This is a genomic window from Saccharothrix xinjiangensis, from assembly GCF_039527585.1.
Taxonomy (GTDB): domain Bacteria; phylum Actinomycetota; class Actinomycetes; order Mycobacteriales; family Pseudonocardiaceae; genus Actinosynnema; species Actinosynnema xinjiangensis.
The window spans coordinates 979265-994685 of the sequence record NZ_BAAAKE010000001.1; the positions used below are offsets into that span (position 1 = coordinate 979265).

A 15421-nucleotide genomic window follows, 5' to 3' on the forward strand; every position below is an offset into this window, starting at 1 on the left:
AGGATTTGCCCGGCACCAGCCCACACACCCGGAGGACGACATGGCGCGCGTAGCGATCCTCGGCGGCAACCGCACCCCCTTCGCCCGCTCCAACGGCCCCTACGCCGCGGCGTCCAACCAGGACCTGCTGACCGCCGCCCTCGACGGGCTGGTCAGCCGCTTCGGCCTGCGGGGCGAGCGGCTCGGCGAGGTCGTCGCGGGCGCGGTGCTCAAGCACAGCCGCGACTTCAACCTGGTCCGCGAGGCCGTGCTGGGCAGCGGGCTGTCGGCCGACACGCCGGCCCACGACGTGCAGCAGGCGTGCGGCACCGGCCTCCAGGCGGTCGTCGCGGTCGCCAACAAGATCGCGCTCGGGCAGATCGAGGTCGGCGTCGCGGGCGGCGTGGACACCACCAGCGACGCGCCGATCGCGGTGAACGAGGACCTGCGCGCGACGCTGCTGGAGTTCAACCGGGCGCGCACCGCGGGCGCCCGCCTCAAGGCCGCCCTCAAGCTGCGCCCGAGGCACGTCGTGCCCGAGGTCCCCCGCAACGGCGAGCCCCGCACCGGCCTGTCCATGGGCGAGCACGCCGCCATCACCGCGCGCGAATGGGGCATCACCCGGGAGGAGCAGGACGAGCTGGCCGCGGCCAGCCACCGCAACCTCGCCGCCGCCTACGACCGCGGGTTCTTCGACGACCTGGTCACCCCGTTCCTGGGCCTGACCCGCGACCAGAACCTGCGGCCGGGCTCCAGCGCGGAGAAGCTGGCCGGGCTCAAGCCGGTGTTCGGCCGCGGCGAGGGCGCCACGATGACCGCGGGCAACTCCACGCCGCTCACCGACGGCGCGTCCGCGGTGCTGCTGGCCTCCGAGGAGTGGGCCGCGGCCCGCCGCCTGCCCGTCCTGGCCTACCTGACGTTCAGCGAGACCGCCGCCGTCGACTACGTGCACGGCGGGGAAGGCCTGCTCATGGCCCCCGCCTACGCCGTGCCGCGGATGCTCGACCGCGCCGGGCTCACCCTCCGGGACTTCGACTTCTACGAGGTCCACGAGGCGTTCGCGTCCCAGGTGCTGGCCACGCTCAAGGCGTGGGAGGACGCGGACTTCTGCAAGGGGAAGCTCGGCCTGGACGCGCCGCTGGGCGCGATCGACCGGTCGAAGCTCAACGTCAACGGCTCGTCGCTGGCCGCGGGTCACCCGTTCGCCGCGACCGGTGGGCGGATCGTGGCCACGCTGGCCAAGCTCCTGGCCGAGCGCGGCAGCGGCCGAGGCCTCGTCTCGATCTGCGCGGCGGGTGGTCAGGGCGTTACGGCGATCGTGGAGCGATAACCCTCGCGTTACGCCAAAAGAGTGGTCCAGGTAACAGACAGCGTTCCTCGTTCGCTGGAGAGGCATGGACCACTCACGGCTCTTCGCCGCAGTCGTGCTCGTGGCGGCAACCTGCGCTGCCTGCGGGGAGGGCTCCCGCGACTCCACGACCGTCCGCATCGGCGTGACCGCGTCGGCCAACGAGCCGCGGGTCGAGCTGACCAGGACCGTCGCCGAGAGGCTGACGACCGAGTTCGAGGACGGGCAGACCCGCCTCGTCGTCTACCGCGACGGCGAGGCGGCGGGCGCCGCGCACTCCGACGAGGTCGTCTCCGCCGACTCCGACGACGGGCTCGACGCGACCGGCCGCGTGGCGCGGCTCAACGGGCAACTGGCCCAGATCGGCGCGACGGGCTCCGACCTGGACCCGCTGGCCGTGCTGGCCGACATGGCCGCCGCGGAGGGCCCGGCCCTGCTCGTGCTGCACAGCAGCGGCCTCCAGACCACCGACCCGCTCGACCTGACCAGGCTCGGCCTCGACCTCGACGTGGACGCGCTGGTCCGGGCCGTGCCGGACGACGCGCTGCCCGACCTCGCGGGCAAGGAGGTCGTGTTCTCCGGCCTCGGCCAGGTCGACGGCGCGCAGCAGCCGCTGCCGCCGGGCGCGCAGGAGGCGCTGGTGAGGTTGTGGCTGGGCATCTGCGAGCGGTTCGGCGCGGCGAGCTGCACCCACGACCCCGCCCGGGTGCCCGCGGGCGGCCCGGTGGCGCGGACCGATGTGCCCGCCGTCGTCATCGGGGAGGTCCAGCACCAGGACGCGCTGGTGCACATGCCCACGTCGGTGCTGTTCGAGCCGGGCGGGACCGAGCTGGCGCCGGGTGCGCGCGACGTGCTGCGGGAGGTGGCCGAGAAGTTCGACGGCCGCACCACCGCGCGGGTCATCGTCCGCACCGCCAGCGCGGAGTCGGCCGAGGCCGCGCTCGACCTGACCAAGCGCCGCGGCGAGCGCGTGGCGGCCGAGCTGGTGGACCTCGGGGTGAGCCGGGCGGCGCTGACCGAGGTCGTCGGGGCGGGGTTCGGCGCGCCGCTGGCCGTCGACCTGGACTCCTCGGGCGACCTGATCCCCGAGGCGGCGGCGCGCAACCGGTCCGTGGTGGTGGAGCTGGCGCAGCCGGGCACCAGCGGCTAGTCCGGGCCCGGCGCTCGGTTCGGCGGCCGGCCCGGGACCTGGAGGTTGGTCCGGAGCCTGGAGGTTGGTCCGGAGCCTGGAGGTTGGTCCGGGACCGACGGCCGGTCCGGAGCCCGTGAGCCCTGGCCCCGGGTCCCGCGAGTCCCGGGTTCTTCGGGTTCGGGGTTCCGGGTCCGCGAGCCCCGGGTCAGTCGAGCAGCGACCAGGTGGCGGTGCAGCGGACCACGACGGTGATCTGCTGCGCCTCCAGGTTCAGCCGGCCCATCTCGGGCCCGACGCCGGGCGAGCCGCCGCCGTAGGCGGCCATCGTGCGCGACGAGTCGGCCGCCCACGTCTCGGCGTCGCCGTCGGCGAGCCGGTGCAGCGGTCCCAGCCTCGCGCCCAGGGCCCCGGCGTAGCCCTCGGCGCGGCGTCGCGCGTCCGCCACGGCCTCGCGCTGCGCCGCGCGGACGGCCTCGGAGTCGTCCGCGAGCTGCCAGTTCGGGCCGCCCAGCCAGCCCGGTTCGGCGGTCACCAGCGCGGCGAGCAGTTCGTCGAGCCGGGTGAGGTCGTCGACGCGCACCACGTAGTTCTGCGCGGCGCGGCTGCCGGAGCGGCGCTTGCCGTCCCAGTTGTCGTGCACGTGGAGCTGCCGCGAGCGGACCTCGACGCCCGGCCCGGCCAGCACCGCCTCCACGCCGGCGACCCGCGCGGTCAGCGCGTCGACCGCCTCGCCGCGGGTCGAGCCCGCCGTCTCGAAGCCCACCTGCACCTCTGCGCGGTCGGCGGTCCGCTCGACCTTGCCGACGCCCTTGGTCACCACTTCGGCCACGGGGCCACGCTACCGGTGATGCCGTTCGCCCACGCTGCGTCGCCTGACCACGGGGCCGACCGATGGGGCGGAGGTGGTGGGTCGACCACCCGAGCCGGCGGGGAGCGGGAGTTGGTGACACCGCATCCGGTCTAAGAGGTGTCCTTCGCGGGAATCTTCGGAGTCAACGCGGTGGACGCCGATGATTCATCGGCATGTGTGGCACCTCACCGGATAATCGGGTGCTTTGCGACCTCGCAGGGTGCATACTTGAGGCACACCACCAAGAGATGTCTGAGAGGGATGAACCCCCGATGAACTTCACTGCGAAGCTCCGCGCTCGTCGTGTCGACGCTCGCAACCGCAAGGCCGTCGCCCGGGCGATCGACATGGCGCCCACGCCGTCGATGCGCCACGAGCTGATGGCGATCGCCCAGGCCCAGGTTTCCGGCCTCCGCTGACGCGGGACCCGGCACTCCCGCCGGTCCGCGCGACGGCAGCCCGATCGACACCGGGCACACGCCCCGCCGCTCGCGCGCTGGCGAAGGGGAACGACGAAGCCCTGCCGCACCTCCCGCGCGGCAGGGCTTCGCCCACCTCAAAACGTGATCTGCGCCACACCCTTTGGTGGATGTAACGGTCCACGATCGTGTCTCGATGTTCCTGATGACCCCGCGGTGCTGTCGGACCCCCGACCTGGCAGCACCGCGGGGTTTCCCGTGTGCCGGCTACCGGACCGTGGCCGAGCCGTTCCAGGTGTCGTCCGTTCTGCGGGCGCGCCTCATCATCACTGCTTCCCCCTGTGCGTTCTGGCTTGTCCCCCATGGACAACTCCATCGTGCCACCGGGGTGCGACAGTTTCTTGAGTGTTTGCTGAGAGCATGAGCCGGTGAGGCTCCCGCTGCTGGTCGTGGACGCGGCCAACGTCGTCGGCTCCGTCCCGGACGGCTGGTGGCGCGACCGGGCCGCCGCCACCACCCGCCTGAGGGACGGCCTCCTGGGCGTCGCGGAGCCGGGACTCCCCGCCTTCCCCGGCCCGCTGGAGATCGTCCTCGTGGTCGAGGGCAAGGCCCGCGGCGTCGAACCGGTCCCGGGCGTCCGGGTGGTCGCCGCCGGCGGGTCGGGCGACGACGCGATCGTGGACGTGGTCCGCGCCGAGGGGGTGGACCGGCCCTGCGCCGTGGTCACCGCGGATCGCGCGCTGCGCGAGCGGGTGGCGGCGCTGGGGGCGGAGGTGCTGGGGCCGCGCTCGGTCCGGTGAGCGGCATCGACGACCCGCCGCGTCCCGGTCCAGCGCCCGGCCTGCTCGTCGGACTCGCGCTGCTCCCGCGCAAGCTCGTGCCGCTCGACTTCCGGACCTTCTGCTGCCAGTAGGCCGACTTTTCCACGTGCCGGACACTCCGCACTCCTCGGCCGAAGCGTGCCGACCACCCCGGTCACGTCGACCGCCGACTCCGCCCGCGTCACCGGTCCTGGTCATCACCTCCCGTACCCTCGCTCGGCTTGGTGACCGGGCTGATGTCCAGCGCACGCCTGGCTCTGTCGATCAGTTGCTTATAGGTGACGATCTCGATCCGCGAGCGGTCGGCGTTGTGGCTCCGCAGTACCTCGTCGACCTGCTGTTCGGTGAAGTCGACGTCGTACATTGGGTGTCCGATGACCACTGTGCCGCTCGCGCGCCTCGCCTCGATGCCGTGGCGTTCCAGAATCCCCGTCCGGTCCTCATCGAATGCCCGAAGGTAGTTCGCAACCTGTGCGGCGGCACGGTTCACGTCATCGGAAGTGATCGGAACGCCTCGGTGCAGTTTCACCGACCGGACGTTCGCCTTCTTCAGTTCAACGATGTGCAACACCCCATCCGGTCGCAGCAATGCCAAGTCGACCTCAGTTCTCGGCGTCAAGCGCCTGACGCTGGAGACACCGACGTACTCGCCGCCGAACAGCCAGGATGCGCGCTCCATCAGTCGCTGAAATCCGCTCTCCTTGGTGAACGGGTTTTCGACCGCAGCCTGCAACTCGTCCAGCTGTCCGTGCCTGATCTGGAGTTGGGCCGCTGCGATCAAGAGGTCGGCGCCGGGTGCCGCCAACAGCGCGTCGACCTGTGGGTTGACGCCCTCATCGATGTGGAACTCGACCCGGTCGACCATGACATCGATCAGCCAGGCGGCGATTTCCGACCTGACCCGGAATGCGCCGTAGTGTCCAGCCCGCCTGGCTCGTACGAACCGCAGGGCACGACCACCTTCACGTTCATAGTAGGCCCGGATGTCGGCTGCGGTAGCGTTCGGATCGTTGATAAGAAGTTGCTCGATCTCCTGTCCGATGAAAGCTCTCAAAGCGCTCAACGAAGTCTGCATACTGTGAACGTCAGACAACTGTCCGGAGCTGCTGTAGAGGTCGTGCTTGGCGCTCAGATCGGTTTCCAATAGTCGACCGGTCATGTAGGCGATGGCATCCTGTGCGCCCTCTTCGCTCGCCGAGTCCCCGGACTGATGTGCTTCGCGCGCGATGAACTCCAGTAGTTCGACCAGGCGCTTTCCGCCCTTGTAGGGACTCTGTGCGCCCATCAGATCGAGCGCATCCATGAAGTGCTGGGCGATCTCCGGGGAGGCCAGTTCGTGCAGGGATAAGAGCAGGGACTTGAGCGTGTAGTCCGACCTGAGCGCCATAGTCGGATGATCCTGGTGCGGTGGTCAAGCGCCTTCACAGGGGCCGAGAGGTTCGAATATCGACTGCCTCTCACATGTTGGGCGTCGGAACACCGGACATGAACATCGTGTTGACTCCGCACGTGACGACCGCTCCACGCCGCCGTGCCCGCGTCCGCGCCCCCGAACTCGTCGGACGCGAGTGGCTCAACACCGGTGACCGCGAACTCAAGCTCGCCGACCTGCGCGGCAAGCTCGTGCTGCTCGACTTCTGGACCTTCTGCTGCATCAACTGCCTGCACGTCCTGGACGAGCTGCGCCCGCTGGAGGCCGAGTTCGCCGACGTCCTGGTCACCATCGGCGTGCACTCGCCCAAGTTCGCCCACGAGGCCGAGCGCGCCGCCGTCGCCGCGGCCGTCGAGCGGTACGCCGTCGAGCACCCCGTGCTCAACGACCCCGAGCTCACCACGTGGCAGAACTACGCGGTCAAGGCGTGGCCCACCCTCGTCCTGGTCGACCCCGAGGGCTACGTCGTCCACGTCGCCGCCGGCGAGGGCCACCTCGACGCGCTGCGCCAGGTCGTCTCCGAGGTCGTCGCCGAGCACGAGGCCAAGGGCACCCTCCACCGCGGCGACGGCCCGTACGTCGCACCGCCGCCCGCGGCCACCGAGCTGCGCTTCCCGGCCAAGGCCGTGCTCACCCCGCGCGGCACCCTGCTGGTCAGCGACTCCGCCCACCACCGCCTGGTCGAGCTGGACAGCGACGGCGAGACCGTCCTGCGCCGCTTCGGCACGGGCGAGCGCGGCCGCCGGGACGGCCTCGAACCCACCTTCTCCGAGCCGGCCGGCATCGCGCTGCTGCCCGCCGGGGTCGCCGCCCGGGTCGGCTACCACGCCGTCGTCGCGGACACGGTCAACCACCTGCTGCGCGGCCTGGACCTCGACACCGGCGAGGTCACCACCGTCGCCGGCACCGGCGAGCAGTGGCGCGACGGGGAGACCGACGGCCCCGCCGACGGGATCGCGCTGACCAGCCCGTGGGACGTCGCCTGGTGGGAGCCCGCGGGCGGGGTCGCGATCGCGCTGGCGGGCAACCACACGCTCGGGCTGTTCAAGCCGCTGGAGAACCGCCTCGAACGCCTCGCCGGCACCACCGTCGAGGGCCTGCACGACGGCCCGGCCCCGGAAGCCTTCTTCGCCCAGACCTCGGGCCTGGCCGCGGACGGCGACCGGCTGTGGCTGGTCGACTCCGAGACCTCCGCCCTGCGGTGGCTGGACGCGGACCGCACCGTGCACACCGCGGTGGGCAGGGGCCTGTTCGCCTTCGGCCACCGCGACGGCCCCGCCGACCAGGCCCTGCTCCAGCACCCGCTGGGCGTGGCGGTCCTGCCCGGCGGCCAGGTCGTCGTCGCCGACACCTACAACGGGGCCCTCCGCCGCTACGACCCGACCACCGGCGAGGTGTCCACCCTGGCCTCGGACATCGCCGAGCCGTCCGACGCGGTCCTGGTCGACGGCGAGCTGGTCGTCGTGGCCTCCGCCGCCCACCGCCTGGAGCGCCCGGTGGCCCCCGGCGCCCGGCTGGTCAGCGTCAGCGGCGACGCGCACGAGGTCCGCCGCCCGCCGTCCGTGGTCGCGCCCGGCCGGCTGGAGCTGGCCGTCGTGTTCACCCCGCCCGCCGGCCAGAAGCTGGACGACCGGTACGGCCCGTCCACCCGCCTGGAGGTCACCAGCTCCCCTCCCGGGCTGCTGGAGGGCGGCGCGGGCGTCGGCACGGACCTGGTGCGCGAGCTGCGCGTCGCCGAGGGCTTCACCGAGGGCGTGCTGCACGTCGTCGCGCAGGCCGCGAGCTGCACGGACGACCCGGCGGTCGAGCACCCGGTGTGCAAGCTGGCCCGCCAGGACTGGGGCGTGCCGATCCGGGTCGAAAAGGACGGACCGGACCGCCTACCCCTCATGATGGGTGGCCTCGACGAGGCCATCTAGACTCTGCGGGTGGCCGATGTCAAGCTCGAGATCCAGATGCTGCACGACCGCGTGATGGTGCGGATCTCACCGGAGGACGGCGAGCGCCGCAGCAGCGGTGGCATCGTGATCCCCGCGACCGCCCAGATGGCCAAGCGCTTGGCCTGGGGCGATGTGATGGGCGTCGGCACCAACGTGCGGCACGTCAAGGTCGGCGACCGCGTGCTGTTCAACGCGGAGGACCAGTTCGAGGTCGAGGTGCAGGGCCAGACCTACCTCGTGATGAGGGAGCGGGACGTCCACGCCACGGCCGCCGAGCGGACGACGGACCAGGGGACGGGGCTTTACCTGTGATCCCCCCGACCGTGATCGTCGCGTGACGGCGGTCGGGTAAGCAGTCCCAGGACCTTGCGAGAGGCAAGAGGGGGAGCGGTGCCGGAGAACCAGCGACCGGAGTACGACGCTGAGCGGACCAAGGCGATGGAGCCGGTCCGCCCGTCGGGCACCGCTTCGGAGCGCACGACGCAGATCGCCGCGTCGTCCGTCCAGGAGGCCGCGTGGCCCCAGGCCGAGTGGCCGCAGGACGAGCCGGACGCGGAGGCGAGCGCGGCCGCGGCCGCCGGGTCCGACCCCGCCGCGACCGTCCGGAACGTCACGCCGCCCGGACCGCCGGCCAACGGCGCCGCCCAGGGCGGGCCGCAGGCCGGACCGCCGACCGGACCGCGGGCCACCAACGGCAAGACCGGTGGTCCCGGCGCCGAGGCCACGCAGGTGATGCAGCCGGCGGGCGACGTGACGCGCGCCCTGTCGGGTGAGCAGAACCGCCCCGCCGAGCAGACCCGCGTGACCGAGCAGAACCGCGTCGCCGACGCCACGCGCGTCGCCCCGGCCGACGCGACCCAGGCCATCCCCGCCGACGCCACGCGCGCCATCCCCGCCGACCAGGCCCGCGCCGACCAGGCCCGCACCGTGCCCGCCGCCGAGGCGACCCGCGCCATGGCGCCGCCCCCCGCCGAGCAGACCCGGGCCATCCACACCCCGCCCGGCGGCTTCGCCCGCGGCCCGTCGCCGTCCGAGGCCACCACGGTGTTCAGCACCCCGGTGTCCGTGCCGGAGCCCGAGGCCACCGTGCACGGCCCGGTCATGGTGGACGAGGACGCCGAGGCCGACGAGGTCGACGCCCGCCGCAGGAGCAGGCGCAAGGTCGGCCTGGTCGCCGCGGCCGCGCTCGGCGTGCTGGTCGTCCTCTACGGCCTGGACATCCTCGTCTCCGGCGGCAACGTGCCGCGCGGCGTGACCGTCGCGGGCGTGGACGTCGGCGGCCTGGGCCACGCCGAGGCCGAGGAGAAGCTGCGCGCCGAGCTGGGCCCGCGCCTGGCCGCGCCGGTCAAGGCCCGCGCCGGCGACGTGGACGCCGAGCTCGACCCGGTGGCCGCGGGCCTGGAGCTGGACTGGGCCGCCACGCTGGACCGCGCGGGCAGCCAGCCGCTGTCCCCGATCACGCGCGTCACCTCGTTCTTCACGTCCCACGAGGTCGGCTTCGCCACCCGCAGCGACGAGGCCAAGCTGACCGCCGCGGTCGAGGGCCTGCGCGGCACGACCGACCGCGAGCCCGCCGAGGGCGCCATCCGCTTCGAGGGCGCGACCCCGGTGGCCGTGGAGCCGAAGCAGGGCCAGGAGCTCGACGCGCCGGGCTCGGTGGACGCGCTGCTGGCCGGCTGGGCGGACGGCGGCACGGTCGAGCTGCCGGTGGCCACCACCCCGGTCAAGACCACCGCCGAGGGCGTCGAGCGGGCGCTCGCCGAGGTCGCGAAGCCCGCCACGTCCGCGCCGGTGATCATCAAGGGCGAGGGCAAGGACGCGACGCTCACGCCCGAGCAGCTGGCCACCGTGCTGGTGTTCGAGCCCGCCGACGACGGCGGGCTGACCGCGAAGGTCGACAACAACAAGGTCGTCGAGCACGCCGGTCCCCAGCTGAAGGAGACCGAGAAGGAGGGCAAGGACGCCGAGATCGTGTTCGAGGGCGGCCGGCCGACCGTGAAGGAGTCGGTGGACGGCCTCGGCGTCGACTGGGAGAAGTCCCTGCCCCCGATGCTCGACGTGCTCAAGCGCGAAGACGAGCGCGTGCTCAAGGCGGAGTACAAGCACACGCCCGCGAAGGTGACCACCGAGCAGGCCAACAAGATGGGCATCAAGGAGATCATCGGCGAGTTCCAGACCAGTGGCTTCGCGGCCGACTCGGGCACGAACATCCGCGTGGTGGCGCAGAAGGTCAACGGCGCGATCGTGAAGCCGGGCGAGACCTTCAGCCTCAACGGCTTCACCGGCCCGCGCGGCCGGGCCCAGGGCTACGTCGACGCGGGCATCATCGAGAACGGCATCCCCGGCCGCGCGGTCGGCGGCGGCATCTCGCAGTTCGCCACGACGCTCTACAACGCCGCGTACTACGCGGGCATGAAGGACGCGGGCCACAAGGAGCACAGCTACTGGATCTCGCGGTACCCGGCGGGTCGCGAGGCCACGGTGTTCATGGACGCCGCGGGCAACAGCCTGATCGACATCAAGTTCGCGAACCCGGACCAGACCGGGGTGGCGATCCAGACGATCTGGACGCCGTCGACGATCAAGATCGTGCTGTGGGGCACCAAGAACTACGACGTGACCGGGTCGACCAGCGAGCGGTTCAACTTCACCGAGCCGCAGGAGCGCAAGGTGACGACCAAGCCGTGCAGCCCGAGCACCGGCGCGCAGGGCTTCTCGGTGACCGACACCCGGACCATCACCGACCGCCGCACGGGCCAGAGCCGCAACGAGTCGCGCACCGTCCGGTACGACCCGTCCCACAAGATCATCTGCGAGGGTTGACGCCGCGCCGGATCCGTGATTCGCGGTAGCCACGACTGGGTATCACCCGATCGTGGCTACCAGCGCGAGTGAGGTGCGGAGACATCCCGCGGTGCAGGTCCTAGGACGTGCCGGGATGGTGTGCTATGGGGTCGTCCACGTCCTCTTGGCGGCGTTGACGGCGCAGGTCGTGCTCGGCGACAGCGGTGAGCGGACCGACCAGAAGGGCGCCGTCGCCGAGATCGCCAAGACCTCGTTCGGCCCGGTCCTGCTCTGGGTGCTCGCGATCGGCCTGCTCGCGTTCGCGCTGTGGCAGGCCACCATGGCGATCTCCGGCTACACCTGGGACACCGAGAAGCGGAAGCGGATCTACCACCGGTTCGGCTCGGCGGGCCGCGCCATCACCGCCGTGGCGATCGCGATCGCCGCGATCAACTACGCCACCGGCTCGTCCCAGAGCAGCTCCACCGAGCAGTCCCAGACCTGGACCGCGCGACTGCTGGCCGTGCCGTTCGGCCAGGTGCTGGTCGGCGTGGTGGCGCTGGCGATCATCGTGCTGGGCGCGCTGATCATCCGCAAGGGCGTGAAGAGGTCCTTCGAGAAGGACCTCGACATGTCGCAGCTGCCGCCGGGCAGCCGCCAGTGGGTCGAGCGCGTGGGCCGCATCGGCTGGATCGGCAAGGGCCTGGCGTACGCGCTGATCGGCGTCCTCGTCGGCCTGGCCGCGATCAACGCCGACCCGTCGCAGTCGGGCGGCATGGACAAGGCGCTGCACACGCTGGCCGCCCAGCCGTACGGCATCTTCGTGCTGGCCGTCATCGCCCTGGGCTTCCTCGGCTTCGGCGTCTACTGCTTCGCCGCCGCCAAGGCCCACAAGGGCTGACGTCCGCGCGTGGAGGGCGACCCCCGCCGGGGGTCGCCCTCCACGCGGTGGGCGCCGGCGAGCGGGTCAACCGTCACCGACGTCCCAGCGAGACCGGCCCGGCCGGCCGATCGCGCATCCCGCCCGGTCAGCCACCCCGGGCCGGGCGGAGGATCGGCTCGATCCCGGCAAGCGCGTCGATCAGCAGGCCCGCGCCACGGCGCACCTGCTCGTCGGAGCCCCGGGCCAGCTCCTCGCACACCCGCACGGCCGCGTCCCGCTCACCCGAGAACACCGTGAACACGTCGAGCACCGCCGTGTGGATCCAGTCGAGGTGGTCGGGGCGGTCAGGGCCGACGGCCGCCAGCGCCGAGGCGACCACCGCGAGCCCGGACGGGTCCTGACGCCGGAGCAGGGCTTCCGCCGTCACCCGGGTGACGAAGGTGTCGCCGCCGTCGAGCACGAGTCGCAGCAACGGCTCCCGGGCCTCGGGCATCTCGGCGAAGCCGGCCAGGCCCCGGCCCGCGTCCGCCCTGTCCCGGTGGTCAGGGCTTCGCGCGAGCTCGACCAGCGCCTCGACCACGGCGTGCCTCGCCTCGTTGCTCATGGAGCCAGTCTTCCGCGACCGGGGCCGAAGTGCCCAGGGGGTCTTCCCGGGGCCGCGACACGTCGGAACTCGCCGGGACTCCCCGTGCCACTGCGGGGCACGCGACGGGCGGAATCGGCTCCCGGCCCACGACAACACCGCTTCGGTTGATCGGGTGTGTTCGTGCTCGCGGGGCGTGCCGCAGGTGCCTGGTTCGAGTTCGCGCGGCTCAGAGGACTGCTGACACCCGCGCCGGCCCGCGGATCGGGTCCCGCGCGGCCGTGTCGCCGGGAGGCGCCAACCACCCGCTCGTCCGGCGGTCGCCAGGGACACCCCCGCCCACAGCAAAAGCAGGGGTCCCCGCCAAGGGAACCCCTGCTTTCATTCTGCCCCGGAGGTCTGACGATTCCAGGATCAGAAGGCGGCTTCGTCCACGTCCATCAGGGAGTTGTCGGTGGTCTCGGCGATCTTGCGGCGCGCGGTCAGCTCCGGCAGCACGTTCCTGGCGAAGAACGACGCCACCGCGACCTTGCCCTCGTAGAACGCCTTGTCCCGGGCCGACGGCGTGCCGGCCAGCTTGGTCAGCGCGACCTCGGCCTGCCGCAGCAGCAGCCAGCCGACCAGCACGTCACCCGCGGTCATGAGCAGGCGGACGGTGTTCTGGCCGACCTTGTAGAGGTTGCGCACGTCCTCCTGCGAGCTGGTCAGGAACCCGACCATCGCGCCCAGCAGGCCCTGGAGGTCCTCCAGCGCCTGCTTGAGCAGCGCGCGCTCCTCCTTGAGCCGGCCGTTGCCGCCCTCGTTGTCCAGGAACTTCTGGATCTCGCCGTTGAGGAAGCCCAGGGCCTGGCCCTTGTCGCGGATGATCTTGCGGAAGAAGAAGTCCAGCGACTGGATGGCCGTGGTGCCCTCGTACAGCGAGTCGATCTTGGAGTCCCGGATGTACTGCTCGATCGGGTACTCCTGGAGGAAGCCGGAGCCGCCGAGCGTCTGGAGCGACTGCGCCAGCTGCTCGTAGGCCCGCTCCGAGCCGACGCCCTTGACGATCGGCAGCAGCAGGTCGTTGACCTTCTCCGCCAGCTCCGCGTCGGGGCCGCCCAGGTCGACCTTGTCCTGCTGCGTCGCGGTGTAGAGGTAGACCGCGCGCAGGCCCTCGGCGTACGCCTTCTGGAGCATCAGGCTGCGGCGCACGTCCGGGTGGTTGGTGATGGTGACGCGCGGCGCGGTCTTGTCGGTCATCCGGGTCAGGTCGGCGCTCTGCACCCGCTCCTTGGCGTAGGCCAGGGCGTTGAGGTAGCCGGTCGACAGGGTGCCGATGGCCTTGGTGCCGACCATCATGCGGGCGTACTCGATGACCTGGAACATCTGCGCGATGCCGTTGTGCACCTCGCCCAGCAGCCAGCCCTTGGCCGGGACGCCGTGCTGGCCGAAGGTCAGCTCGCACGTGGTGGAGACCTTCAGGCCCATCTTGTGCTCGACGTTGGTGACGAAGGCGCCGTTGCGCTCACCGGTCGACTCGCCGGTCTCGGGGTCGAAGTGCCACTTCGGGACCAGGAACAGCGACAGGCCCTTGGTGCCGGGCTTGGCCTCGATGCCGGGGCCCTCAGGGCGGGCCAGCACCATGTGCACGATGTTCTCGGTCATGTCCTGGTCGGCCGAGGTGATGAACCGCTTCACGCCGTCGAGGTGCCAGGTGCCGTCCTCCTGCCGGACGGCCTTGGTGCGGCCGGCGCCCACGTCGGAACCGGCGTCCGGCTCGGTCAGCACCATGGTGGCGCCCCAGCCGCGCTCGATCATCAGCTCGGCCCAGCGCTGCTGCTGAGCGGTGCCGTTGCGGTGCACGATCGAGGCGAAGCTCGGGCCGGCGAGGTACATGAAGACCGCCGGGTTCGAGCCGAGGATCAGCTCGGCCGCCGCCCACCGCACCGACGGCGGGGTGCCGTAGCCGCCCAGCTCGTCCGGCAGGAACAGGCGGTACCACTCGCCGTCCCAGAGCGCCTTGTAGGACTTCTTGAAGGAGTCCGGCAGCGTGGCCGAGTGCGTCTTCGGGTCGAAGACGGGCGGGTTGCGGTCGGCGTCGGCGAAGGACTCCGCCAGCGGGCCGACCGCCAGGTTGTTGAGCTCGGCAAGCACGCCGCGCGCGGTGTCCTCGTCGGACTGCTCGAACGGCCCCGTGCCGAGGTGGTCCTGCACGTTGAAGACCTCGAACAGGTTGAATTCGAGGTCCCGGACGTTGCTCTTGTAGTGACCCATCTCGTCGCTCACTCCATGCTGGTCGGGGCGGTCCCCTACTGACCGGTAACAACAGGGTATTACCTGTCAGTAACCCCGGCAAGGCCGCTCGACGCGTTGTGGTGAACGGAACGGGTGGTCCACGGTCGCCGGATCCACCCGTCCGCGCACGTGACGGGTCCCGGAGGGCGGCACGCGGGCCGCGACGACCGGGGGCGGGCGGTTCGGCGTCGCCCCGCCCGGTGGGACGTCGCCCGGTGGGACGTCGCCGGTGGTCGAGGCGACCGGTCAGGTGCGCGCCTGCGAGCCGCCCGTCAGCAGTCCCGCCTGGTAGGCCAGCGACACCGCGTGCGTCCGGTCCCGCGCCCGCAGCTTGCGCAGGATGTTCTTCACGTGCGTCCGCACCGTCTCCACCGACACGTACAGCTCGCCGGCCACCGCCTGGTTCTCCAGCCCGTCCGCGATCAGCTGGAGCACCTCGTACTCCCGCCGCGACAGGGAACGCCGCGAGCCGGCCTCCGCGGTGGGCGTGAAACCGGCCGCCAGGGGCGCCAGGGTCGGGTCCAGGTACACCCGGTCGGTGTAGGAGCGCACGATCGCCTGCACCACCTCGCCGACCTCGCCGGCCCGCGGCACCAGGCCGCGCACGCCCGCGGCCAGGGCGACCCGCACGTACTTCGCCGTCCGGTGCGGCTCGCGCACCAGCGAGACCACCGCCAGCGCCGGGTCGTTGCCGGTCAGCAGGGTCGCCAGCTGCCCCTGCGGGTCCAGCACCGAGTCGATCAGCAGCACGTCCGGCCGCAGGCGCTCGTGCAGCCGCACGGCCGAGTTCGGCTGCCCGGTGGAGCCGAGCCAGTGCAGCCCCGGTGTCCGCCGCACCACCGCCGCCAGCCCTTCCCGGAGCAGGGGGACGGGGTCGACGAGCGCCACGCCGGGCACGGGGGCGCGACGTTCACCGCCGGCCGTCGGGGGGCGCGCGTTGACACCGGTTCTCATGCCCATGCGACAACGACGCCGA

13 protein-coding genes are annotated in these 15421 nt (G+C 72.1%); 8 read left to right on the forward strand and 5 right to left on the reverse strand.

Annotated elements, in window-relative coordinates; genetic code table 11:
• Positions 1-40: 40 nt before the first annotated feature.
• Positions 41-1309: an acetyl-CoA C-acetyltransferase gene (locus tag ABD223_RS04620; protein WP_344034566.1), complete on the forward strand. Its 1269-nt coding sequence runs from the start codon at positions 41-43 to the stop codon at positions 1307-1309.
• A gap of 64 nt (positions 1310-1373) precedes the next feature.
• Positions 1374-2477 (forward strand): OmpA family protein, encoded by a 1104-nt coding sequence (locus ABD223_RS04625; protein ID WP_344034567.1) that lies wholly within the window; start codon positions 1374-1376, stop codon positions 2475-2477.
• A 187-nt stretch (positions 2478-2664) separates the two neighbouring features.
• Here the strand turns inward: ABD223_RS04625 and ABD223_RS04630 are convergent, their stop codons facing one another.
• The gene (locus tag ABD223_RS04630; protein WP_344034568.1) at positions 2665-3288 is read right to left on the reverse strand and encodes an SIMPL domain-containing protein; all 624 of its coding nucleotides are present in this window, start codon (positions 3286-3288) and stop codon (positions 2665-2667) included.
• A 293-nt stretch (positions 3289-3581) separates the two neighbouring features.
• On the opposite strand from ABD223_RS04630, the gene ABD223_RS04635 reads away from it, so the two are divergent.
• Positions 3582-3728, forward strand: coding sequence for a hypothetical protein (locus ABD223_RS04635; protein WP_344034569.1), 147 nt, complete (start codon positions 3582-3584; stop codon positions 3726-3728).
• A gap of 428 nt (positions 3729-4156) precedes the next feature.
• Positions 4157-4528, forward strand: a complete 372-nt coding sequence (locus tag ABD223_RS04640) for a PIN domain-containing protein (RefSeq protein WP_344034570.1) — start codon at positions 4157-4159, stop codon at positions 4526-4528.
• Between the two features lie 202 nt (positions 4529-4730).
• Here ABD223_RS04640 and ABD223_RS04645 read toward each other — a convergent pair whose 3' ends face one another.
• Positions 4731-5936 (reverse strand): Shedu anti-phage system protein SduA domain-containing protein, encoded by a 1206-nt coding sequence (locus tag ABD223_RS04645; RefSeq protein ID WP_344034571.1) that lies wholly within the window; start codon positions 5934-5936, stop codon positions 4731-4733.
• Between the two features lie 98 nt (positions 5937-6034).
• On the opposite strand from ABD223_RS04645, the gene ABD223_RS04650 reads away from it, so the two are divergent.
• The 4 genes from ABD223_RS04650 (at position 6035) to ABD223_RS04665 (ending at position 11606) form a co-directional block, all read left to right on the forward strand.
• Positions 6035-7900: an NHL domain-containing thioredoxin family protein gene (locus ABD223_RS04650; protein WP_344034572.1), complete on the forward strand. Its 1866-nt coding sequence runs from the start codon at positions 6035-6037 to the stop codon at positions 7898-7900.
• A gap of 9 nt (positions 7901-7909) precedes the next feature.
• Positions 7910-8233: a GroES family chaperonin gene (locus ABD223_RS04655; protein ID WP_344034573.1), complete on the forward strand. Its 324-nt coding sequence runs from the start codon at positions 7910-7912 to the stop codon at positions 8231-8233.
• A 789-nt stretch (positions 8234-9022) separates the two neighbouring features.
• A complete protein-coding gene (locus ABD223_RS04660) occupies positions 9023-10744 on the forward strand; it encodes a VanW family protein (protein WP_380647433.1) in 1722 nt (573 codons plus the stop codon).
• A 115-nt stretch (positions 10745-10859) separates the two neighbouring features.
• Entirely contained in the window at positions 10860-11606 is a 747-nt protein-coding gene (locus ABD223_RS04665) for a DUF1206 domain-containing protein (protein ID WP_344034575.1), read from the forward strand.
• A gap of 127 nt (positions 11607-11733) precedes the next feature.
• Here ABD223_RS04665 and ABD223_RS04670 read toward each other — a convergent pair whose 3' ends face one another.
• From ABD223_RS04670 to ABD223_RS04680, 3 genes are all read right to left on the reverse strand, one after another.
• Positions 11734-12192: a hypothetical protein gene (locus tag ABD223_RS04670; protein ID WP_344034576.1), complete on the reverse strand. Its 459-nt coding sequence runs from the start codon at positions 12190-12192 to the stop codon at positions 11734-11736.
• A gap of 393 nt (positions 12193-12585) precedes the next feature.
• Complete coding sequence (locus tag ABD223_RS04675) at positions 12586-14424, reverse strand: acyl-CoA dehydrogenase (protein WP_344034577.1); 1839 nt, start codon at positions 14422-14424, stop codon at positions 12586-12588.
• A gap of 267 nt (positions 14425-14691) precedes the next feature.
• Complete coding sequence (locus tag ABD223_RS04680) at positions 14692-15333, reverse strand: response regulator transcription factor (RefSeq protein ID WP_344034578.1); 642 nt, start codon at positions 15331-15333, stop codon at positions 14692-14694.
• Between the last annotated feature and the right edge of the window lie 88 nt (positions 15334-15421).